Below are 22,451 nucleotides of genomic sequence, written 5' to 3' on the forward strand. Positions count from 1 at the left end.
GAATGGCCCTTGTTGGTCGACCATTCCGGACCCGGATTGATCGAGACCCCCGCGGCAAGCGCGGCCTGGTATAGTTTCAGCGTATCGACCTGATCGGGCAGTTTCACCCACAGGAAGATGCCGCCCTTCGGTTCCTCGAATTCCGCGGCCGTCCCGAACTGCTCGTTCAGGGCTTCCATCAGCGTATCGAGCTTGGTGCGCAGCGCTCTCGTCAGCGCCGGCACGTGGGTTGCGAAATGCGGCCTGCAATATTCGGCGAGCACCATCTGCTCCAGCGCGCCGGAGCCGGCATCCGTCTTCAACGACAGCATCCGCGACATCACCTCCCAGGGGGCGACGATGAAGCCGACGCGCAGCGCCGGTGCGATCGATTTCGAGAACGAGCCGATGTGGATCACCCCGCCCTTGGGGCTCATCGCGTAGATCGCCGGCGGGCGCTCTCCGGACCAGACGAGGTCGGCGTAGCAATCATCCTCGAAGATCGGCACGCCGTATTCGGCCGATAGCCGCAGCAGTTCGGCACGCCGGCTCTCCGGCATGATGCTGCCGGTCGGGTTCTGCACGGTCGGGATGGTGTAGATGTATTTCGGCCGGATGCCGCGGCTCTTCAAATCGGCCAACGTCGTCGCCAGCACGTCCATGCGCATGCCGTCTTCGTCGAGGGGGATGCCGATGGTGTTGACCCCGAGCCGGGTCAGGCGGTTGAGCGAGCCCTGATAAGTCTCCTGTTCGACGATCACGGTGTCATCACGTGCCAGCAGCGTGTGGTTGACGAGGTCGAGCGCCTGCAGCGAGCCGGAGACAATCAGGAGATCGTCGACAGTGCAAGCGATGCCGGCATCGCGCTTGAGTTTTGCGACGAGGAATTCGCGGAGCGGCAAATAGCCTTGCGGCCCGTGCGCCAGGCCGTAGGTCGCGAGCGTCCGGCCCTCGCGCCGCAACACCGCGTCGACCGCTTCGATCAGCCGATCGACGGGCACCTGCTCGGAATCATTGTTGCCGCCGACGAAGCTGTATTTGGCAAGGCCCGTCCAGCGCGTAGTGGGGGCCGGCAACCCCGGCGGAAACAGGGGCGCGAAATCGAAGCTGGACGTCATGGGCGTTCCTCGTTCTGTTCTTGTTGAGCCGGCCGGCATTGCACCGGCTGGCCGGTTACTTCTTGCCGGCCGTCCGAGTCGGACGGCCCTGGCTGATGAAAGCGTAATGCGCGTTGGCGACGCCGCCAACCATCAGGGCTTCGACCACCGGCTCGGCGATTTCGCCCGTGGCGGCCCAGTCGACGATGAAGTTGGCTCCGGTGCCGCCGCGCACATCGTCGGTCGGAATGAAGATCGAGACGGTGGCGAGCGGCTTCAGTGCGACCGGTGCCTTCAGATAGCTCTCCACCTGCTTGCCTGTAGTGTCGAAATAGGCGATGCGTCTGACGACTAGCGGCTGGGTCTCGGACGCGTTGTGGACGCTGAGTGTCACCGAGAAGTCGACGCGCAGCTTGCCCTGGCTCATCGCGACGCTGGAATAGGCCGGCACATAGAAGCCGCCGGAAACGGCAAGTTCCTCCTTCGGCAGCGTGGTGAGCGAATCGACAAAGCCCTGCTCGATATTGACCTTGGGCTGCGCGACCGCGGATGGCATCGAGGCCAGCGGACATAGCAGCATTGCAGCGGCAAGCGCCGCCTGCATGTGACGAATTGCTCGCTTGCCGCGCCGCAACCCGTCTCTAGGGTGCGGCAAAACGGACCAATTTGGCATGCACGAACTCATTCGCGACATCACTCTCTGTATTCTGTTTGCCTGGATGCTGGGCTTGTTCGCCCATTTCTCCCGGCAACCGTTGATCCTGGCCTACCTTATCGCCGGCTTCTGCATAGGTCCATTCGGCGCCGGCTGGGTCAAGTCGCAGGAATCGATCAGCGTCATCTCCGAGCTCGGCCTGATCTTCATGCTGTTCATGATCGGGCTCGAGATCGACCTGAAGAAGATCGTGCGGGCAGGGCGAGTGATCCTGTTCGCGGCCGGGGGCCAGCTCCTCGGCGGCTGCCTGCTCGGCATCCTGTTCTTCGTCGGCATCGGCCTGTCGCTCGGCGGCGGGCACTTCGATGCGCTCTATCTCTGCGTCGCCTGCGCGCTCTCCAGCACCGTCATCATCGTCAAGGTGCTCTACGAGAAGCGCGAGCTCGACACGCTGCCTGGCCGCATCACGCTCGGCGTTCTGGTGCTCCAGGACATCTTCGCCATCCTGTTCCTGGCGGTGCAGCCGAGCCTCGCCAATCTGCAGGTCAGCGTCATCCTGCTCTCGATCGGCCGCGTCGCGGTGCTGGTTGCAGCGGCGCTGCTGGTCAGCCGCTACGTGCTGCCGCGGCTGTTCCACCAGATCGCCCGCCGGCCCGAGCTGATCCTGCTCGGCGCGCTCGCCTGGTGCTTTCTGGTCGCCGAGACCGCCGAGCGGCTGTCGCTGTCAGCGAGATGGGCGCCCTGATCGCCGGCGTCTCGCTGTCGACCTTCCCCTATGCGCTCGACGTCACGGCCAAGGTCACGACCTTGCGCGACTTCTTCATCACGCTGTTCTTCGTCGCCCTCGGTATGACCATTCCGGTGCCGGGCCTCTCCGTCATTGGGCTCGCCCTGATGATTGCGGCCTTCACGGTGGTGAGCCGCGTCGTCACCACCTTCGCGCCCCTCTATCTGATGAAGCAGGGGCTGCGAGCCAGCTTGTTGCCGGCCATCAACCTCGCGCAGATCTCCGAGTTCTCGCTCGTGGTGATCCAGACCGGCGTCGCCGACCACCACATCGCGCCGCAGACGGCGAACGCGGCTTCCTTTGCCTTCGTGGTGCTGGCCGTGCTCTCGACTTTCGTGATGGTGCGCAGCGACGAGATCACGCGCTGGGCGATCGGGCCCCTCAAGCGGATCGGCCTGCGCGACCTCGACCATGGCAACGGCCATGCCGAGAAGGGGGACGAGGGCGGCCATGGCGAGGCCCGCCGCATCGTCATCCTCGGCTTTTTCCGTGCAGCGAGCGCGTTGCTGGCGGAGATCGAGCGACAGGCGCCCGTGTTGCTGGAGCAGATCACGGTCGTTGATTTCAACCCCAATGTGTATCAGACCCTGCTCTCGCGCGGCCTGCACGTGATCTATGGCGACATCAGCAATGTCGATACGCTGGTTCATGCCGGCGTCGGCAAGTCCGAGATGATCATCCTCAGCGTGCCGGATTCGCTCCTGAAGGGCGCCACCAACGAGAAGCTGGTTCGCCACGTCCGCGCGCTCAACCCGAATGCCCTGATCGTCGCGACGGCCGACCTGCTGGCTGATGTCGGCGAGCTCTACAAGGCGGGCGCCAGCTATGTCACGGTGACCCGGCTCGGCGACGCCCATGAGCTGTTCACGGTGATCGAGGCCGCCCAGGCCGGCCTGCTGGCCGACAAGCGCGCGGAGCTCGACCTGCGGCTGAGCGAGCGGCGCGAAGTGCTGCCCTGAGGGCAGCCGGGCATCTTCCGCCTGACCGGACCGCGCCTATATCGCTGGTATCTTCGGTGCAAGCCTGAAACCCCGTAAGCAGGCCAGCCGCCGGGCATATGTGGTTGCGTCCAGGACACTAGCGCGCCGGCCCAAGTCCGGCTAAGCCTCCGGCCATAACCGATAGAGATTGGGAAATGCCCGATACCGTTCAGGAAGTTTTGCAGGCCTTTGCCCGGGGTGAGCTCGTCGTCGTCACCGACGACGAAGACCGCGAGGGCGAGGGCGATCTCATCGTCGCGGCCTCGTTCTGCACGGCCGAGAAGATGGCGTTCATCATCCGCCACACCTCCGGCATCGTCTGTGCGCCGATCACCACCGAGGACGCGCGCCGCCTGCGGCTCGATCCGATGGTCGCCCACAACGACTCCGCCCACACCACCGCCTTCACGGTCTCGATCGACTACAAGCCTGACGGCGGCACCGGCATCTCGGCGGAGGAACGCGCCTCCTGCTGCCGCGCGCTCGCCAATTCCAATGTCGGCGCCGCCGACTTCGCCCGTCCGGGCCACATCTTCCCGCTGATCGCCAAGGACGGCGGCGTGCTCTTGCGCTCCGGCCACACCGAAGCGGCAGTCGATCTCTGCAAGCTTTCGGGGCTGCCGCCGGTCGGCGTGATCAGCGAATTGATGAACGATGACGGCAGCGTGATGAAGGGCGAGCAGGTCGCCCGCTTCGCCGCCCAGAACAAGCTCAAGCATGTCACGATCGCCGATCTGATCGCATATCGCCAGGCGCGCGAAAAACTGATCGAGCGGGTCGCGACCTTCGTCACCGAGAGCCCGATCGGCCCGCTCCAGGGTTATGCCTACCGCTCGCCCTTCGACTCCATCGCCCACGTCGCCTTCGTCTACAACGGGGTCGGCGACGGCAGGAACGTGCTGACGCGCTTCCACAAGCCGAACATCGTCAAGGACACCTTTACCGGCCACAAGCGCATGGCGGCCGTGCTCGAGCACTTCAAGAAATCCGGCCGTGGCGTGCTGGTGTACTTGCGTGACGGCGCGGCCGGCGTGCCGGTGTCGCCGCTGCCGGACGAGACGTCGACCGAGGCCGACCGCAACCGCCAGTGGCGCGAGGTCGGCGTCGGCGCGCAGATCCTGCGCGATCTCGGCGTCACCTCGATCCGGCATCTCACCTCGTCGGTGCACGACTACAAGGGATTGTCGGGTTTCGGCATCGAGATCGTCGCGAACGAACAGCTCGAGACCTGAGGCGTTGTCATTCCGGGATGGCGCAAAGCGCCAGCCCCGGAGCCTCGATGTTGGTTGACGTCGAAAGATGTCGGGGTCGCATTGCGCGTCCCGGAATGACCGAAACCAGGATGCAATTGCACTTGTTGCCCCGGCGCTTTAATTTGTCGGGCAATTTTTAGACGGAACCAGACGCGAAAGGACGTTTCATGAGCGTGCGCCCTCAGGCCAAGGACAAGCCGGCTGCGGCTTCTTTCCAGTGGGACGATCCGTTCCTGCTCGACGAACAGCTCACCGAAGACGAACGCATGGTGCGCGACACCGCGCGCGCCTATGCCCAGGACAAGCTGCTGCCGCGCGTCTCCAAGGCCTATCTGGAAGAGAAGACCGATCGCGAGATCTTCAACGAGATGGGCGAGCTCGGCCTGATCGGCATCACGCTGCCGGAGGAATATGGCTGCGCCAACGCGAGCTATGTCGCCTACGGCCTCGTCGCGCGCGAGATCGAGCGGGTCGATTCCGGCTATCGCTCGATGAATTCGGTGCAGTCCTCGCTGGTGATGTATCCGATCTACGCCTATGGCGACGAGAACCAGCGCAAGAAGTACCTGCCGAAGCTTGCCAGCGGCGAGTGGGTCGGCTGCTTCGGCCTTACCGAGCCCGACGCCGGCTCCGACCCGGCCGGCATGAAGACCCGCGCCGAGAAGGTCTCGGACGGCTATCGCCTGACCGGCAGCAAGATGTGGATCTCGAACGCCCCGATCGCCGACGTCTTCGTGGTCTGGGCCAAGTCGGCCGAGCACGACAACCAGATCCGTGGCTTCGTGCTGGAGAAGGGCATGAAGGGCCTGTCCGCGCCGAAGATCGGCGGCAAGCTGTCCTTGCGCGCCTCGATCACCGGCGAAGTCGTGATGGACGGTGTCGTGGTTCCGGAAGACGCGCTGCTGCCCAACGTTTCCGGCCTGAAAGGTCCGTTCGGCTGTCTCAACCGCGCCCGCTACGGCATCTCCTGGGGCGCGCTTGGCGCCGCCGAGGACTGCATGCACCGCGCTCGCCAGTACACGCTCGACCGCAAGCAGTTCGGCAAGCCGCTCGCCGCGACCCAGCTCGTGCAGAAGAAGCTCGCCGACATGGAGACCGAGATCGCGCTGGGCCTGCAGGCCTCGCTGCGCGTCGGCCGCCTGATGGACGAGGGCAAGTTCGCGCCCGAGATGATCTCGATCGTCAAGCGCAACAATTGCGGCAAGGCGCTCGATATCGCGCGCGTCGCGCGCGACATGCACGGCGGCAACGGCATCTCGATCGAGTACCATGTGATGCGCCACGTCCATAACCTCGAGACGGTCAACACCTATGAGGGCACCCACGACGTCCACGCCCTGATCCTTGGCCGCGCCATCACGGGCATCCAGGCGTTCTTCTAAGTACGTCTTCCGTCATTTCGGGGCGCGCAAAGCGCGCCCCCGGAATCTCGGGCCGCATCATCCTGTTCAATCGAGATTCCGGGTCTGGCCCTGACGGGCCGTCCCGGAATGACGTCAAAGAACAAAGAAGAAGCCATGTCCGACAACGACGACGTCCCGTTCAACCGCAATTTCCCGCTGAAGCCTGGAATCGTCGAGGAAGTCCGTCCCGGCGTGCGGCGCGTGCTGTGCGACAATCCGAGCCCGTTCACCTTCACCGGTACGGTCAGCTACATCGTCGGCAAGGGTAACGTCGCGATCGTCGATCCCGGTCCGGACAGCGGGGCGCATGCGGCCGCGCTGCTCGATGCCGTTCGCGGCGAGACCGTGAGCCACATCCTTGTCACCCATACCCACCGCGATCACTCGCCCAACACGGGGCGGATCAAGCAGGCGACCGGTGCGACCGTCTACGCCGAGGGGCCGCACCGCGCCTCGCGACCGCGCTTCGAGAGCGAGAAGCACAATCCGGAGTCCGGTGCCGACCGCGACTTCGCGCCCGACGTCAGGATCGCTGATGGCGACGTCATCGAAGGCGCCGGCTGGCGGCTCGAGGCCGTGGCGACGCCCGGCCATACCGCCAATCATCTGGCGTTCGCCTGGCCCGAGCGAAAGTTCAACTTCGTCGGCGATCACGTGATGGGCTGGTCGACCTCGATCGTGGCGCCGCCCGACGGCTCGATGATCGACTACATGGACTCGCTCGATCGGCTGGCTGCGCGCGAGGAGGATCTCTATTTTTCCGGCCATGGACCGGAGATCCCGGATGGGCCGCGCTTCGTGCGCTTTCTGATCCGCCACCGCAAGGCGCGCGAGGCGTCAATCCTGCACCGCCTCGCCAAGGGCGAGGCCGATATCCCTACCATGGTGCGGGCGATCTATATCGGCATCGATCCGCGGCTGACGACGGCCGCCGGCTATTCCGTGCTGGCGCATCTGGAGGATCTGGTCGCCCGCGGCGTGGTCGCGACGGACGGCGATCCCGTGATTTCCGGGACGTACAGGATGGCGAGCATCTAGCTCCACCCGTCATTCCGGGGCGATGCGCAGCATCGAGCCCGGAATCCATTCATCCACCAACCCTGCTGCCCGATGGATTCCGGGTTCGGTCCTGCGGACCGCCCCGGAATGACGCTAGCGCGTCACTTCTTCACCGTTTTCGCCGGCGCCTTCGGCGGGATGACCGGCGTCTTCTTCACCGGCTTCAGCGCGTCGGCATCGGCCGCGGTGTTGAGATCGTCGATGAACTTGGTGACGCGCGCGGCGTTGCTGCCGAGGTCGCTGTCGAAATAACGCGAGGCGGAGCGGATATCGACGCGGGAATCGTCGCCATCAGGCGCGACCCGGATCGAGACATCCTCGCGGAACCCCATGATCGGCGTGCGCGCCACCGCCTCGATGCGGCCGATGCGGCGCGGCGGCTGCGGCGCGCGCTCGTCGATAACGAGCCATTTGCGCTTGTTGACGAGCTGAAGCGCCAGCGCATAGGCGCGCTCGGCGGTGATTTCCAGCTCGATCGGCTCGATGTCGGGATAGAAGTGGCGCTGCTGCTCGGCCGAGTAGAGGCCGGCATACACCGCTGGGTTGGTGCCGTCGCCGGTGCGCAGGCGCGCCAGCGCGTCGAAGCGCGGCGGGTCGATCGGATCGGTGGTGATGTCGTGGATCGCCGGCAGCCTGCGGTATTGAAGGGCGAGATAGGCAGGATAAGCGAGGATCAGCGCGTTGATCAGGAAGGCGAGCAGGATGCGCCCCATCCCGCGCGAGCCGTTCTGCCAGATCGCCGCAAAGCCGGCGAGCCCGAACAGGAACGAGAGCCCGGCGATCGCGAGCCCGCCGAAGAAGGTGGCGAGCGCCGGCTTCGGCTCCAAGAAGCCGAAGCGGACGACGATGATCGACACCACCACCGCCACCACAGCGAACACAGCCAGATTGCGCGCCCAGCTCGCGAGGCTGGACACGGGCTCCGACTGATAGGGAGCGGAAAACCTGCGGGCCATCGACGAAAACTGCCGGGTTGGAGCTTGGCCCGCCGCCAGGGGGGCCAGTTGGAAACTGGCTGCTTGAGACCACGGCGGCCCGGCAATTTCAAGGTTTGCGGGCGATATGGCACAGAGAACAGGCGGGAATCTGCAACTTAATTGATTAACCATTCAATCGAAATGATCTTTAGTTGTAGATTGACTTGGTCGCAATTTCGCCTCAAGGCTCTACTGCAGGTTGTCGGAACCGCCGAAGCGAGGGACTGTCCCGGCGAGAGGGACATCAGCGAACGGCAGTCAAAAAGGAACAACGGCAGGAACAACGGCGGGCGTCAGCCGGAAACGTTGTAAGAGTGACCTCAGCTCCCGGTTGTGCAGCAAAAGGCTGACCGGATGTGCGCGGTTGCGCTCATGGGCTGCATGGATCGCAAACAGCGTAGCCGGTACCGACCAGCGCGGCTGGCGGCCAGCCCCATCAGGGCGAGTGTTCAGTATGAGTGGTGGACCGCACGAAGGCTATATCGATCCGCACGATCCGATGTACTACGCGCCGCGCAGCTTGCGCGAGCCGACGATGCAGACGGCGGCGCCGAGACGGTCCGCGGAGCATCCATCGTCGACTGCCGATGGTCCGCCCTTGCCATCGCCCGGCAACCCGCGACGTCGTGACCATTCGGACGTGTTCTCCAAAGCCGTCGCCCAAGCCATGCACGAGGCGATGGAGCCCATCGAGGTGCCGGCCGCCCTCCGTAACTCGGGAAGGCGCGCGCTGCTCAGCGTCGTGGTCAGGTTCGCGATCGCGGTAGCAGTTGCGGGGGGCATCGCGCTGATTCTCGTCATGGTCATTCCGGCGTCGCAAAGGCCCGGAGTTCAATCGAACGACGCCACATCGATCTCGTCGCTTTGGCAATCGGTGAAAGCCGCGATCGGTCCGGCACCGCAACGCAAGCAGGTCGCGAGCCTTGCGGTGGAGGACAGCAGCGGGCCTGCCAACGCTCCCTTGCCGCTCGGGATGCGCGTGGGTGCTCCCCCTTCCGGCGCTATCGTTGCCATCAACGGACTGCCAGGCGACGCGCGGTTGACGTCGGGCAAGCGCGTTGCCAACGAGTGGCGCGTGCCGGCGTCGGAAATTTCCGCCGTGTCGGTCATTCCGCCAGATGGTTTCGCCGGTCAGATGGTCGCGATGGCAGAATTGCGTGACAGCAACGGCGCCGTGCTCGTGGTTGGCTCGAGCCGGCTTTCCTGGAAACCCGCAGTCACAGTCGCTCCGCAACCGTCGGCCGCCGTCGCGGCCGTACCGCCGGCGCGCTCCGTGGTGGCCTCCCCACCGCCGCAGACGGACGCCGTGCGCAACCTGGATCCGAAGGAAATTTCTGGCCTCGTCAAACGTGGACAGGATTTGCTCACCAGCGGCGACGTTTCGGCGGCGAGGCTATTGCTGCTGCGCGCGGCCGAAGGAGGAGACGCGCGTGCCGCGCTGCTGGTGGCCAGGACGTACGATCCGACCGTGCTCAAGCAGTTGGGCGCCAGTGGACCGCTTGCGGACCTCGCGCAGGCCCGCAATTGGTACCAGAAAGCTAAAGAATGGGGCGACCCCGAAGCGCAGCGACAGCTTGATACGCTCATGCCCACCCGCTGATCCCGGCACCGTGCGTCGCGCGCCTGTCAATCTCGACCATCCGGAGCTTCACGACATGATCATCCGACGTTTGACCGACTTGGCATTCGGCTGCGCGGCCGGCGTCGGGCTGCTGCTGACGACGCCGGCCTTTTCCCAAGACAGGGGAGGAGAGGTCGATCCGGCCGCAGTGAGCGAGGGCCTGAAGGCGATCTTCAGCTATTCCAGCACCAGCAAGAGCACGCGTGAGCGGCTCAACGCCAACACCGTGACGCTGATGTCAGGCACGATCGGCGGAACCTATGTCCAGTTCGGCGCCGACCTTGCCTCCGCGCTGGATGACGGCGACCGGATGCGCGTGCTGCCGATCATCGGGAGGGGCTCGGTCCAGAGCATCGCGGACATCCTGTTCCTCAAGGGGGTCGATCTCGGCATCGTGCGCGCCGATACGCTCGATTACCTGGAAAGGAAGGGTTACACCGGCAACATCCGCAACCAGTTCGTCTACATCACGAAGCTCTACAATGAGGAGATGCACGTCGTCGCGCGGTCGTCGATCCGCAACCTTGTCGATCTGAACGGCCGGCGTGTTGCCGTCGACTTGCCGAACGGAGGCACTTTCGTCACCGCGATCACGATCTTCGAGAGGCTCGGCATCAAGCCGGTCTACGCCTATATCGAGCAGCGCATCGCCTATGAAAAACTGAAGAACGGCGAGCTCGACGCGGTGATCGCGGTGCAGGGAAGTCCCTCCAAGGCCGTGAGCCAGGTGACTGGAGACGGCCTGCATTTCGTGCCGATCCCGTATAGCGGGCCCTTGCAGAGCGACTATCTTCCATCTGTCCTCAAGGCGGAGGACTATCCTTCACTGATCCCGCCCGGCGGCCGCGTTGACACGATCGCTGTGCCCGCCATCCTTGCGGCCTACAACTGGCCCGCAAAGACCGAGCGATACGGCAAGGTGGAGCATTTCGTTCAGGTCTTCTTCGACAGCCTGAAAGACCTGCAGCGGCCGCCCTTCCATCCGAAGTGGAAGGAGGTGGTGTTGAGCGCGCCACTGAAGGGATGGAATCGCTTTCCGCCGGCGCAGGAGTGGCTGGACCAGCATTCCGGTCCGGCCTCCGACACACGCGCGAGATTCGACCAGTTCCTGGCAGCGCAGACCCGAGAAACCGGTCAGCAGGGCACGCGAACGCCGGAACAGGACGAGGCGCTCTACCAACAATTCCTGAAATGGCAGAAGAGCTCCGGCCAGGCAGAGGCAAAGCACTAGATCCGTCGAAGGTCGGACCAGATCATGATCATTCTGCCTGCCTGACCTCGATACGTCCGGAGGGCCCAGAGGGCGTCACGAGATTGGATCGAGTTGCGTTCGTGATGAGACCGATCTCCCCCGCAAGCGGGGGAGATGAAGCGAATTCGCAACCGCAGGACCGAACGGGTTTTTGGGCAAGCTATTCCGGTCCGCTCACGCCGCCGCGTTGGGGAAGCGGTAGTCCTTGAACTGGTCGCGCAGCGCCGTCTTCAGGATCTTGCCTGTTGCCGTATGCGGGATGCCGTCGACGAAGGCGACGTCGTCGGGCATCCACCATTTGGCGATCTTGCCGTCCATGAACTTCAGGATGTCCTCGCGCGTGGTCTGCTGGCCCTGCTTGAGCTGGACGATCAGGAGCGGTCGCTCGTCCCATTTGGGGTGGAAGATGCCGATCACGGCAGCCTCCGCCACGGCCGGGTGACCCACCGCGAGGTTTTCCAGGTCGATCGAGGAGATCCACTCGCCGCCGGACTTGATCACGTCCTTGGAGCGGTCGGTGATCCGCATGTAGCCGTCCTCGTCGATGGTCGAGACGTCACCGGTGTCGAAGAAGCCCTCCTCGTCGAGGATGTTGGCGTCGACCCGGTAATAGGCCTTGGCCACCGCAGGGCCCGAAACCTTCAGGCGGCCAAACGTCTTGCCGTCCCAAGGCAGTTCCTTGCCGGAATCGTCGGTGATCTTCATCTGCACGGCGAACGGCGCATAGCCCTGCATTTGAAGCACGTCGAGCCGCGCATCGCCGGTCGCGTCGCTGAACGGCGGCTTCAGCGCCGAGACGCTTCCGATCGGGCTCATCTCGGTCATGCCCCAGGCGTGACGCACGTTCGAGCCCATGTCGAGGAAGGCCTTGATCATCGAGCGCGGCATCGCCGAGCCACCGCAGATCACCATCTTCAAATCCGGCAGCTTCAGATTGTTGGCGGCCATGTGCTGGAGCAGCATCAGCCACACTGTCGGCACGCCGGCGGTGTGCGTCACCTTCTCGGTCGAGAGCAGCTCGTAGACCGAAGCGCCGTCGAGCTTGGCGCCTGGCATCACCAGCTTGGTGCCCTGTGAGGGCGCGGAGAAGGCGATGCCCCAGCTGTTGGCATGGAACAGCGGCACCACCGGCAACATTGTCTCGGAGGCGCTGGTGCCGAGCGCGTCGACATTGTTGGCCATCAGCGCGTGCAGCACGTTGGAGCGATGCGAATACAACACACCCTTGGGATCGCCCGTCGTGCCGGACGTGTAGCACATCGCGGCCGCTGTGTTCTCGTCAAAATCCTTCCATTTGAACTTGCCGTCGGCCTCCGCGATCCAGTCCTCGTAGGCGACCACATTCTTCAGCGTGGTCTCGGGCATATGCCCCTTGTCGGTGAGAATGACGTAGCGCTCCACGCTCGGGAGCTTGTCGGCGATCTTCTCCAGGACCGGAACGAAGGTGAGGTCGGTCATCACGATGCGGTCCTGCGCATGGTTGATGATCCAGGCGATCTGCTCGGGGAAAAGGCGGGGATTGACGGTATGGCAGATGGCGCCGATGCCCATGATGCCGTACCAGACTTCGAGGTGGCGCCAGGTGTTCCAGGCGATGGTGGCGATACGGTCACCGAGCTTGATGCCGTCGCGCTCCAGCATCTGCGAGACCTTGAGCGCGCGCTTGTGGATTTCGGCATAGTTGGTGCGATGGATCGGTCCCTCGATCGATCGCGTGACGACCTCCTGCTTGCCATGAATCCTGGCGGCGTGTTCGATGATCCGGTGGCAGAGCAGGGGCCAATCTTGCATCAAACCAAGCATTCCGACGTTCCTCCGAGAATTCGCTGGGCGGGTTATTGCTCTCAGCGCGGGCCAAAGAATTGTCATGAATTTTAGCCTGCAGGACTTTCGCCGCAAATGGTCTTGTCGCGGCTATATGTCCGCCGGTGCGGCAATGGTTACCGCCGCGCTCGGGATGTCGCTCGTTCTGGTGGGGACGGCGGAGGCGCGAAAATTTGCTGCCCCGCTGGATATCTTTGGCATTGGTACACCACGGCCGCGCGGAGCGGTGCATTCGGCTAAAAAAATCTCCCCGCAAATCCCCTTGCCGAGACCGCGTCCGGATGAGGCGCCAAGGGGGTCTGACAAGACCGAGCCGGAGATTCCGGCGGCCGAGGGCAAGCCTTCCCCTGACAAGGCTCCCGCCGAAAAGCCGAGCGAGCCCTCAACGGCGGAGCGCCAGCCGGCGGAGCCCAAGGTCTCGGCCTGCCGGCTCGCGCTGACCGAGGAGATCGCGATCGCGCCGTCCATTCCCGATATCCGCGGCCCCGGCGGCTGCGGCGGCGATGACCTGGTACGACTGGAGGCGATCGTGCTGCCGGACAAGCGCAAGGTGGCGGTGAAGCCGGCCGCGATCCTCCGCTGCACGATGGCGTCCGCGATCGCCGACTGGGTGCGCTCGGACATGGTACCGCTCGCCGCGAGCCTCGGATCCACGATCAGCGATCTCGATAATTTCGACTCCTTCGAGTGCCGTGGCCGCAATCGCATCGTCGGCGCGATGCTGTCCGAGCACGGCAAGGCGAATGCGCTCGACGTGCGTTCGCTCAAGCTCGCCAACGGCCAGTCGATCGGCCTGACCGACCGCGCCGTGTCGCGCGAGGTGCGCGAGCGCGTGCTGCATTCAGTCTGCTCGCGCTTCACCACCGTGCTCGGCCCGGGCTCGGACTGGTACCACGAGGACCACATCCACCTTGATCTCGCGCAGCGGCGCAACGACTACCGGATCTGCCAGTGGAACGTCTGGGATCCCCTGCCGCACGTCGCGCCGTTGCTCCCGGCCGAGCGCCCCGAGGAGGCACCGCCGCGCGAAGTCGCAGCGAAATCCGACAAGGCCAAGGACGGGGCAAAGGACGGGGTCAAGGACGGAGCTGAGAAGGATGGGGCTGAGGAGGGAGATGCGGCCGTAGCGGCGGACAAGCCGTCGCCTGACGCCAAACCCAGCCCGCCGCCGCGCAAGGGCGCAACAAAAAAGCGCCGGTGAAACCGGCGCTTTTGGATCTCAGAGATCAGGAGGCGATCAGTAGCTGCCGGCCTGGCCGGTTTGGCTGCTGCCGAGCGCCAGCCGCGAGTTGTACGGGGAGTCGCCGTGCTTCGGTTCGAGCACGACCACGATGGTGCCGACCTTCACGCGGTTGTAGAGATCGATCGCGTCCTCGTTGGTCAGGCGGATGCAGCCCGAGGAGATCGAGGCGCCGATATATTCCGGCTGGTTGGTGCCGTGGATGCGGAACAGCGTGTCCTTGCCGCCCGAGTAGAGATACATCGCGCGCGAGCCCATCGGATTGTCCGGGCCGGGGGCAACATAGGTCGGCACGCCCAGGCGCGAAATCTCGCCGGGGGTCGGGTGCCAGGCCGGCCACTCGGTCATGCTGCCGACCTTGGCGATGCCGGACCAGGCCATGGCTTCTTCGCCGACGGTGATGCCGTAACGGATCGCCTTGCCACCATCCATCACGTAGTAGAGGTAGTGATTGTCGGAATCGACCACGATCGAGCCCGGGGATTCCTTGCGGTGGTAATCGACGATGGCGCGCCGGAACGGTTCCGCAACGGGGGTGTTCTCGTACCGGACCTTGGCAAGGAGTTCCTTGTCCTTCGGCTTAAAGGCCTTGGTGTCGGTCGCCTCGAAATGTGTCGCCTGCATACAACCAGACAACATCAGACCGGCGGCCAAAATACCGAACTTAACTTTCAGCGACGACATGGTTTGGTTCTTCCAATCAAGCAATACCGCGCAGGACCTGAGCTTACCGCCACAGTTCCCTCGACTCCGTTAATCCCATTATCGTTGAAATCTGCCACAATTCCAGCATTTAGGGCGTTTTCCCGCGCTGCAAGGCCGAAGCTGTGGCTTTTTTGCCGCAAGTTTTGCGGGCTCGGGCGGATTTTTGGGCAAGGCGTGCCCAACTCTCGATCCCGTGTCACGGTTGGGCCACAGGGCGGCCACAAATGCAAAGGCCTCGTTAATGTGCTTGTCATCATGAACTTGTCAGAATCGCGCTAAGGGGGACTTGGTCGCTCTGAGGCCTCATCTGGAGTTGTTGATGTTTTCCGTGTTTGTTCCGTCCGAGTCCTCCCTGAAGAAGGCCGTCATCGACGATCTCTCGGCGCTGCCCGAGACCGCAGTGTGGATCGACCTGTTCAACCCGACCTCCGTCGAGGACAAGGCGGTGGAACGACTGGCGGGGATCGCGATCCCGACCCGGGAAGACATGCAGGAGATCGAGATCTCCAGCCGCCTCTATATCGAGAACGGCGCGCGCTACATGACCGCGACGCTGATGTGCCAGTCCGACACCGACATGCCCCGAACCACGGCGGTGACCTTCATCCTCGGCGACCATCGCCTGGTGACGGTGCGCTACGACCAGCCCAAGCCGTTCTTACTGGTGGAGGCCAAGCTCGCCCGGACCTGCACCCCGGCCATCACCGGCGAGATGGTGCTGATGGAACTCTTGGACGCCGTGATCGACCGCTGCGCCGACATTCTGGAACGCTGCGGCGCCGAGATCGACCAGGTCTCGCACGACATCTTCGAGCCCGAGAGCGAGCGCCACGGCCACGCCAAGCAGTATTCGCAGATCCTGATCGCGATCGGCCGCAAGGGCGATCTGACCTCCAAGGTCCGCGAGAGCCTGGTCTCGATCGGCCGCCTCGTCACCTTCCTCTCCGCGGTGGTCGAAGGCGTCAAATGGTCCAAGGACATGCGCGAGCAACTCAAGACCATGCAGCGCGACGTGGCGTCCCTGACCGATCACGCGTCCTATCTGTCCAACAAGATCACCTTCGTGCTCGACGCCATGCTCGGCGTCGTCAATCTCGAGCAGAACAACATCATCAAGCTGTTTTCGGTCATGGCCGTTGTCCTGATGCCGCCGACGCTGATCGCCTCGATCTACGGCATGAACTTCAAAGTGATGCCGGAGCTCGAATGGGTGCACGGCTATCCCATGGCGCTGGTGATGATGCTGATCGCGGCGATCGTTCCGTACTGGATCTTCAAGTTCAAGAAGTGGCTCTAGCGCACAATACGGACCCGAAGGGCCGTGCGCTGGCACAAAGTGCACAGCGGTTTTCCTTCGCGACAACGCGGAACGCGTTTGCGCGGTGATCATGCTCAAAAAGAGATACCTACCGAGACCTTACGCCGTTCGCAGAGAGGCGGCGCCTAGTGTCGCAGAATAGATCGAGATTCTGGCCGCGAAGTGATGTGTGCGCTCTGCCCCAATTCCTCCGGTAAAATTTGAGCGGTGGGCTGAACGTTTGGGCGAAACTTGTCTGCGATAAGACAGGGGTAGCCGCGAGGAACAGCCATGGTTGAAAAACGCATAACATCGCCCCGCAACGTCATCGATCTGGCGAGCTATCGTCAGGTCCTGGCGAGCGGCATGGTGATGTCGGCACGCCTGTGCCGGCACTGTGGTGCTCCGCTGCTCGATGGCGAAAACGATGACGACTGCTCGACCGCATTCAGCACGGCCGCTCCGCGGCTGCGCGAGAGGTCACGTCGGATTCGAGTCGATTGAGCAACGGAAGGTAAGGGCGATCCAGGTCTTGCGGCGGCCTTGTCTGGATCGCCTTGCTTCCGTCTACGCGCCAAAGATTTCCGCGACATCCTTGATCTGAGACGTCATTCCGGGTTCGTCCTTCGGGCGCCCCGGAATGCCCGCAAGCATCTACACGTGCTGGCCGCCGTTGATGTGGATCTCGGCGCCATTGACGTAGGACGAGGTGTCCGTGCACAGCACGTAGATGATCTTGGCGACCTCGTCCGGCGTGCCGAGCCGGTGCATCGGAATCTGCTGGTCGACGATCTTCTCGGTGCCCGGCGACAGGATAGAGGTGTCGATCTCGCCCGGCGCGATCGCGTTGACGCGCACGCCGACGCGGCCGAAGTCGGACGCCATCTCGCGCGTCAGCGCGGCGAGCGCGGCCTTCGAGGTGGCATAGGCGGCGCCCGCGAAGGGATGCACGCGCGAGCCCGCGATCGAGGTGACGTTCACCACCGATCCCTTGGCCGCCTTCAATTCCTCGATCAATCCGCGCGCCATCATGATCGGCGCGAAGAAGTTGACGTGGAAGACGTGGGTCCAGGTGTCGAGGTCGGTGTCGACCGAGCCGAGCCGGCTGCCGCCCGGGCCCTTCGGCGAGATCGCAGCGTTGTTGACGAGCGCGTGCAGCGTGCCGCCCTCGAGACGGCGGCGGATCTCGCTGATCGCGCGCGCGGTATCCTCGGGGTCGCCGAGGTCGACCTGGATGTGATCCTCAGGGCCTGCATCCCACGGGCAGTCCTCCGGAAACGGATGCCGCGAGCAGGTGATGACGCGCCAGCCCGCCGAGGAGAAGCGGATGACGGTGGCATGGCCGATGCCGCGGCTGGCGCCGGTGAGGAGCAGCGTACGTCGCGGCACGTTGGATGGATGCGGCATGGAGATCTTTCAGGTCAAGGATACATCCGCGTCTTGGACCACGGCTGGCCGACGGCGTCACGACGAAATTCGATGCGGTCGTGCAGGCGGAATGGGCGGTCGTGCCAGAACTCGATGCGCAACGGCGTGATGCGCCAGCCGCTCCAACCCGGCGGCCGCGGTACCTCGCCGATGACGTGTCTGGCGGCGACCTTGGCGATCGCCTGCTCGAAGGCGAAGCGGCTTTCCAGCGCTTCGGACTGTTTGCTGGCCCAGGCGCCGATCTGGGCCTGCTTGGGGCGGGTGGCGAAATAGGCGTCGGCTTCCGCATCGGTCACCGGCGTCACGTTGCCGCGGATGCGGACCTGGCGGCGCAGCGACTTCCAGTGAAAAAGTAACGCTGCTTTAGGGTTTGCGGCGAGTTCGCGGCCCTTCTGGCTCGCGATGTGGCTGTAGAAGACGAAACCGTCGGTATCGAAGCCCTTCATCAGCACCATGCGCACGTCCGGCAGGCCGTCCGGGTCGACGGTTGCGAGCGCCATTGCGTTGGGATCGTTGGGCTCGCTCTTGATCGCTTCGTTCAGCCAGGCCTCGAACAGCACGAACGGCTCGTCGGCGGCGGTGAAATCACCGGATGTTAAGGGTGTCTGGTGTTTCATCGAGGTCGTGTCGGTCATGTCCGGAGTCCGAGTTGCGTCCCGCGGCCCAAAGCGCGTTGTTGTCTGCTCTCGCCCTATATAGGGCATGGGGACCCGTTGGCCTATCGGCGATCCGCCCGTCCGGCCTCGTCATGACAATGATTCTGATCGGCCTCGGTGCCGGCGGCTGCAGCTTCTCCCGCAATGACAGCGGCGGTCCCTTCGCCAAGGCCGACGAAAGCGACCTCACCGGCTCGATCACGCGATCCGCGAAGGATGCCGCGCCGACCGAGACCGATCTCGCCTTTGCCCGCAATGCCGCTTCCGACGTGCTGAGCAAGGGTGACAAGGATTCCAGCCAGCATTGGGAGAATCCGGAGACCGGGGCGCGCGGCTCGGTGACGCCGATCGCGCAATCCTATGCTGCCGAGGATGGCCGCAAGTGCCGCGATTTCCTGGCCAGCTACGTCAACGGCAACACCGAAAGCTGGCTCCAGGGGGCCGGCTGCCAAAGCAGCCATGGTCGCTGGGAGATTCATACGCTAAAGCCGTGGCGGAGCTAGGAATCGTCTCGCGACCCTAGTTGCAAAAATGCCACTCGCCCTCCACATGAAGTGCAGGTGGGGCGGGGAGCCCTTTGAATACATTGATATCCCTTTGAAGGAGACGTGACGGATGCGCGACCCCTATGAGGTCTTGGGGGTGCCGCGGAGCGCCAACGCTGCCGCGATCAAGAGCGCCTATCGCAAGCTTGCGAAAAAGCATCATCCCGACAGCAACAAGGACGACCCCAAGGCCGCCGAGCGCTTCGCCGAGATCAACACCGCCAACGAGATCCTCGGCGATGAGGACAAGCGCAAGCAGTTCGACCGCGGCGAGATCGACGCCGACGGCAAGCCGCGCTTCCAAGGCTTTCCGGGCGGCGGCGGTCCGCGCGGGCGGGCGGGTCCCGGCGGCTTCGAGAGCTATACGTTCCGTAGCGGTGGCACTGGCGGCGGAGCCGGCGCGGGTGCGTTCGAGGATATCCTCAACAGCATGTTCGGCGGCGGAATGCGCGGTGCGCGGCCCGGCGCCGGCGGCGGTGCCCAATTCGAATTCGACACCGGCGGGATCGGGCTCGATCTGGACCTGAACGTCGCCATGACCGTCTCGCTGGAGGAGTCGGTGAAAGGCGGGGATAAGCGCGTCCGGCTGCCGAACGGCAAGGAACTCAACGTCAAGATTCCGGCCGGCGTCACCGAAGGCCAGCAGATTCGGCTGCGGGGGCAGGGCGAGACCGCGCAGGGCCATCCGCCCGGCGATCTCCTGATCACCATCAGCATCGCTCCGCACCCGTTCTTCAAGGTCGAGGGCGCCGACCTGCGGATCGATCTGCCGGTCACGCTCTACGAGGCCGTGCTCGGCGGCAAGGTCCGCGTGCCCACCCTCGGCAATGCCGTGGAGCTGTCGGTCCCGAAAAACACCTCCAGCGGCCGGACCTTCCGCCTCAAGGGCAAGGGCCTGCCGAAGGCGGCAGGAACCGGTGATCTCTTCGTCACCATCAGGATTATGCTACCGGACGGGAACGACGCCGAGCTTGAAGCATTGATGGAGAAGTGGCGGGATCAACACCCCTACAATCCGCGCAGCGGGCTCGGCTAGGGCGCTGGCCGAGACCGTCTTCACATCTCGGACACAATACGCCTGGAGCGCAGTAGCGCTTCGACGCTAAGCGTCCTCGGCGTGTCGGCTGCCCGGCGGGGCAGCCGCCAAAAAGGTGCGGCCTCGAGAGGGGGACCAGCGCGGTACCAAAAACCCCAATCGAGGCCGCCCGCGTCGATCGGCGGATCGAACGCTGCTCATTTTCGCGTGATCATCCGGTGCGATAATGAGACGCACGCATGTCTTGATTCCAAATTTTCAATGTCGGAATCGAGGCACGGCGGTCGTCAGCTGATTACGTGCCGTTTTTCTCGGTTTGGTCGTAGACCGCCTGCGCCACTTTGGTCAGCCGGTCACGGTCGCCGCCGCCGGTGACGACATAGCCGACGCCACCGTCGGCCCAGAACACCGCCCCGTCCCTGTCCGCCTTGGCATAGCGCATTTGCGTCGCGCCGCTCTCGGTTTTGGCGGTGTAGATCGTGAACCGCTCGCCCGAGGGGCTCTCATACATCAGGAATGACGCTGGGCCGTTCGGCCCCGGCAGCAGCCGGCCGCCGACCAGCTTGAGCCCGCTCGCTTCCAGGTTCGGCGCGAACACGGTCCAGCCGCAACGCTTGGTCAGCCAGGCCTGGAGATGGTCGCGCTCGTTGCCGGGGACCTCGACGGGGTGGCGGACCTCGACGACATAGAGGCGGTGAGCGTCGAGCGCGTCCTCCGTGAAGCTCTGGAAGGTCGAGGGCGATTTGGCGGCGCCATGGGCGATCCAGCCGGCCGTGCCGCCGGCAACGAACGCAACCAGGGTGGCCGCGGCGGCGCCAAAGAACCATCGCCTGGGGCGGCGCTCCAGCCGCTCGAGCTCCAGACGCGCCGGCACCGGCTCATGAGCGACGGCGTCGTAGCGGGCGTGCAGCAACTCGGCCATCGCGCGCCAGGATTGCACCCGCTCGGCATCCTCGGGGTTGGCGGCAAGCCAGGCCTCGACGTCGGCGCGGCGCTCGGCCGGCAGCTCGCCATCGACATAAGCGTGCAGTTCGTCCTCGGTCACTGAAGTCTTGCGGTCGTTCATATCGGTCGTCTCTGGCTCTGCGGCCCAAAATATCGTTCGCGACTTACTTGCGCCTTGCGCCTCTGCATGCGGAGGATGCGAGACACGCGATGCATCAATCCCGCCATCATTTCACCCGCCTGAGCGCCGGGCGCTCACCTTCCAGCGATGCTTTAACGTGAGCGCGGGCCCGCGCCAGCCGGGACATTACGGTGCCGATCGGTACGCCCTGGATGTCGGCGACCTCGCGGTAGCTGAGGCCCTCCAGCATCACCAGCAGCAGCACCGAGCGCTGCTCCTCGACGAGCGTTGTCAGCGCCTTCTCGATGTCGCGTCCTTCGGCTTCCGTGCCGCTGGCATCCGGGTTGTTCTCCGTCAGCTGCATGAACTGCGGCCGCCGCGCCAGCGAGCGGCGGCGATTCTTGTTGAGGTTCGTCAGGATGGTGTAGAGCCAGCTCCTGACGTCGCCTCCGAGGAACAGCCGCTCCGAGCGCAGCGCCCGCACCAAGGTGTCCTGCACGAGATCGTCGGCCGCATCCGCATCGCGCGTGAGCGCGCGGGCGTAACGGCGCAACGCCGGGATCATCGCTTCCACACTCTGGCGAAATGCACTCATGCCGTCTTGAAGTCCTGCCGATCGGCGCGAGCGCCTCAACGATCATAACACCCGAGCGGAACGGCTATTCCGGGCTTCGAAACAGCGTTAACGCCGCGGATTAGGACTGTACCGCGAGAGAGGGCTGGTGTACCTCCAGATGTCAACCCCGCTCGATGGAACGATAAGGAAATGGCGCAGAATTCAGGTCTGATGCAGGGCAAGCGCGGGGTGATCCTCGGCGTTGCCAACAACCGCTCGATCGCCTGGGGCATCGCCAAGGCATGCCACGCTGCCGGTGCCGAGCTCGCGTTCACCTATCAGGGCGACGCGCTGAAGAAACGCGTCGAGCCACTCGCTGCCGAGATCGGCGGCCTCGTGCTCGGCCATTGCGACGTCACCGACGCGGCGACCATCGACGCCGCGTTTGCGGTGCTGAAGGAGAAGTGGGGCAAGATCGACTTCCTGGTGCACGCGATCGCTTATGGCGAGCAGCTCGACGGCCGTTACGTCGACACCACCCAGGAGAATTTCAGCAAGTCGATGCTGATCTCCTGCTATTCGTTCACTGCGGTGGCGCAGCGCGCCGAGAAGCTGATGACCGACGGCGGCTCGCTCATCACGCTCAGCTACTACGGCGCCGAGAAGTGGATGCCGCACTACAATGTGATGGGCGTGGCGAAGGCGGCGCTGGAGGCCAGCGTGCGCTACCTCGCCGCCGATCTCGGCGAGAAGAACATCCGCGTCAACGCGATCTCGGCGGGACCGATCAAGACGCTCGCCGCCTCCGGCATCGGCGATTTCCGCTATATCCTGAAGTGGAACGAGTACAACGCGCCGATGCGGCGCAACGTGTCGACCGAGGACGTCGGTGGCAGTGCGCTGTATTTCCTCTCCGACCTGTCGCGCGGCGTCACAGGCGAGGTGCATCACGTCGATTCCGGCTATCACGTGCTTGGCATGAAGCGGCCCGACGCGCCCGACATCGCGCTGGGCGGGAAGGACTAACCTGCCGAC

The 22,451-nt window shown here is 64.3% G+C and carries 20 protein-coding genes and 1 pseudogene; 12 read left to right on the top strand and 9 right to left on the bottom strand.

From position 1 onward, the window contains the following. Nucleotides 1–1,097, bottom strand: a 1,097-nt coding sequence (locus K289_RS0126335) for a PLP-dependent aminotransferase family protein (protein ID WP_027554275.1), incomplete at its 3' end; no start/stop codon positions are given. A gap of 55 nt (nt 1,098–1,152) precedes the next feature. Next, nucleotides 1,153–1,680, bottom strand: coding sequence for a DUF3124 domain-containing protein (locus tag K289_RS0126340; protein WP_027554276.1), 528 nt, complete (start codon nt 1,678–1,680; stop codon nt 1,153–1,155). 67 nt (nt 1,681–1,747) lie between these two features. Here K289_RS0126340 and K289_RS45130 point away from each other — a divergent pair. From K289_RS45130 to K289_RS0126360, 4 genes and pseudogenes are all read left to right on the top strand, one after another. Further along, nucleotides 1,748–3,477: pseudogene (locus K289_RS45130) on the top strand (cation:proton antiporter). 176 nt (nt 3,478–3,653) lie between these two features. After that, the gene (ribB, locus tag K289_RS0126350) at nt 3,654–4,730 is read left to right on the top strand and encodes a 3,4-dihydroxy-2-butanone-4-phosphate synthase (RefSeq protein ID WP_027554277.1); all 1,077 of its coding nucleotides are present in this window, start codon (nt 3,654–3,656) and stop codon (nt 4,728–4,730) included. A gap of 188 nt (nt 4,731–4,918) precedes the next feature. Next, the gene (locus K289_RS0126355) at nt 4,919–6,133 is read left to right on the top strand and encodes an acyl-CoA dehydrogenase (RefSeq protein WP_027554278.1); all 1,215 of its coding nucleotides are present in this window, start codon (nt 4,919–4,921) and stop codon (nt 6,131–6,133) included. A gap of 135 nt (nt 6,134–6,268) precedes the next feature. Beyond that, nucleotides 6,269–7,192: an MBL fold metallo-hydrolase gene (locus K289_RS0126360; protein ID WP_027554279.1), complete on the top strand. Its 924-nt coding sequence runs from the start codon at nt 6,269–6,271 to the stop codon at nt 7,190–7,192. Nucleotides 7,193–7,314: 122 nt separating this feature from the next. On the opposite strand, the gene K289_RS0126365 is transcribed toward K289_RS0126360, so the two are convergent. Next, complete coding sequence (locus tag K289_RS0126365) at nt 7,315–8,169, bottom strand: DUF1499 domain-containing protein (RefSeq protein ID WP_027554280.1); 855 nt, start codon at nt 8,167–8,169, stop codon at nt 7,315–7,317. A 475-nt stretch (nt 8,170–8,644) separates the two neighbouring features. Between K289_RS0126365 and K289_RS0126375 the strand changes: the two genes are divergently transcribed. Further along, nucleotides 8,645–9,790 (top strand): hypothetical protein, encoded by a 1,146-nt coding sequence (locus K289_RS0126375; RefSeq protein ID WP_245284003.1) that lies wholly within the window; start codon nt 8,645–8,647, stop codon nt 9,788–9,790. A 55-nt stretch (nt 9,791–9,845) separates the two neighbouring features. Beyond that, entirely contained in the window at nt 9,846–11,042 is a 1,197-nt protein-coding gene (locus tag K289_RS0126380; RefSeq protein WP_051310825.1) for a TAXI family TRAP transporter solute-binding subunit, read from the top strand. 195 nt (nt 11,043–11,237) lie between these two features. Here the strand turns inward: K289_RS0126380 and K289_RS0126385 are convergent, their stop codons facing one another. Further along, on the bottom strand, nt 11,238–12,866 hold the full coding sequence (locus K289_RS0126385; protein ID WP_027554283.1) for a fatty-acid--CoA ligase: 1,629 nt from the start codon (nt 12,864–12,866) through the stop codon (nt 11,238–11,240). 64 nt (nt 12,867–12,930) lie between these two features. Between K289_RS0126385 and K289_RS0126390 the strand changes: the two genes are divergently transcribed. Next, nucleotides 12,931–14,088 (top strand): extensin family protein, encoded by a 1,158-nt coding sequence (locus tag K289_RS0126390; RefSeq protein WP_027554284.1) that lies wholly within the window; start codon nt 12,931–12,933, stop codon nt 14,086–14,088. Between the two features lie 36 nt (nt 14,089–14,124). On the opposite strand, the gene K289_RS0126395 is transcribed toward K289_RS0126390, so the two are convergent. After that, nucleotides 14,125–14,811 (bottom strand): L,D-transpeptidase, encoded by a 687-nt coding sequence (locus K289_RS0126395; protein ID WP_027554285.1) that lies wholly within the window; start codon nt 14,809–14,811, stop codon nt 14,125–14,127. Nucleotides 14,812–15,151: 340 nt separating this feature from the next. Between K289_RS0126395 and K289_RS0126400 the strand changes: the two genes are divergently transcribed. Both K289_RS0126400 and K289_RS48925 read left to right on the top strand, forming a co-directional pair. Further along, nucleotides 15,152–16,129 carry a magnesium transporter CorA family protein gene (locus K289_RS0126400; RefSeq protein WP_027554286.1) on the top strand — a complete coding sequence of 326 codons (978 nt, stop codon included), beginning with the start codon at nt 15,152–15,154 and terminating at the stop codon, nt 16,127–16,129. A gap of 291 nt (nt 16,130–16,420) precedes the next feature. Beyond that, entirely contained in the window at nt 16,421–16,633 is a 213-nt protein-coding gene (locus K289_RS48925) for a hypothetical protein (protein WP_084788716.1), read from the top strand. Nucleotides 16,634–16,783: 150 nt separating this feature from the next. On the opposite strand, the gene K289_RS0126410 is transcribed toward K289_RS48925, so the two are convergent. Then, the gene (locus K289_RS0126410; protein ID WP_027554287.1) at nt 16,784–17,536 is read right to left on the bottom strand and encodes an SDR family NAD(P)-dependent oxidoreductase; all 753 of its coding nucleotides are present in this window, start codon (nt 17,534–17,536) and stop codon (nt 16,784–16,786) included. Nucleotides 17,537–17,550: 14 nt separating this feature from the next. Continuing rightward, nucleotides 17,551–18,192, bottom strand: a complete 642-nt coding sequence (gene pdxH / locus K289_RS0126415) for a pyridoxamine 5'-phosphate oxidase (protein WP_027554288.1) — start codon at nt 18,190–18,192, stop codon at nt 17,551–17,553. 113 nt (nt 18,193–18,305) lie between these two features. On the opposite strand from pdxH, the gene K289_RS0126420 reads away from it, so the two are divergent. Further along, nucleotides 18,306–18,716 carry an RT0821/Lpp0805 family surface protein gene (locus tag K289_RS0126420; RefSeq protein ID WP_027554289.1) on the top strand — a complete coding sequence of 137 codons (411 nt, stop codon included), beginning with the start codon at nt 18,306–18,308 and terminating at the stop codon, nt 18,714–18,716. A gap of 112 nt (nt 18,717–18,828) precedes the next feature. Then, nucleotides 18,829–19,794, top strand: a complete 966-nt coding sequence (locus K289_RS0126425) for a DnaJ C-terminal domain-containing protein (protein WP_027554290.1) — start codon at nt 18,829–18,831, stop codon at nt 19,792–19,794. A gap of 295 nt (nt 19,795–20,089) precedes the next feature. Here K289_RS0126425 and K289_RS0126430 read toward each other — a convergent pair whose 3' ends face one another. Both K289_RS0126430 and K289_RS0126435 read right to left on the bottom strand, forming a co-directional pair. Continuing rightward, entirely contained in the window at nt 20,090–20,860 is a 771-nt protein-coding gene (locus K289_RS0126430; protein ID WP_027554291.1) for an anti-sigma factor, read from the bottom strand. 106 nt (nt 20,861–20,966) lie between these two features. After that, nucleotides 20,967–21,455 (bottom strand): sigma-70 family RNA polymerase sigma factor, encoded by a 489-nt coding sequence (locus K289_RS0126435; protein ID WP_027554292.1) that lies wholly within the window; start codon nt 21,453–21,455, stop codon nt 20,967–20,969. A 171-nt stretch (nt 21,456–21,626) separates the two neighbouring features. On the opposite strand from K289_RS0126435, the gene fabI reads away from it, so the two are divergent. Further along, nucleotides 21,627–22,442, top strand: a complete 816-nt coding sequence (fabI, locus tag K289_RS0126440; protein ID WP_027554293.1) for an enoyl-ACP reductase FabI — start codon at nt 21,627–21,629, stop codon at nt 22,440–22,442. The last annotated feature ends 9 nt before the right edge of the window (nt 22,443–22,451 follow it).

Origin of the sequence: Bradyrhizobium sp. Cp5.3, assembly GCF_000426265.1 — a bacterium.
In the GTDB taxonomy this organism is placed as follows: Bacteria; Pseudomonadota; Alphaproteobacteria; order Rhizobiales; family Xanthobacteraceae; genus Bradyrhizobium; species Bradyrhizobium neotropicale.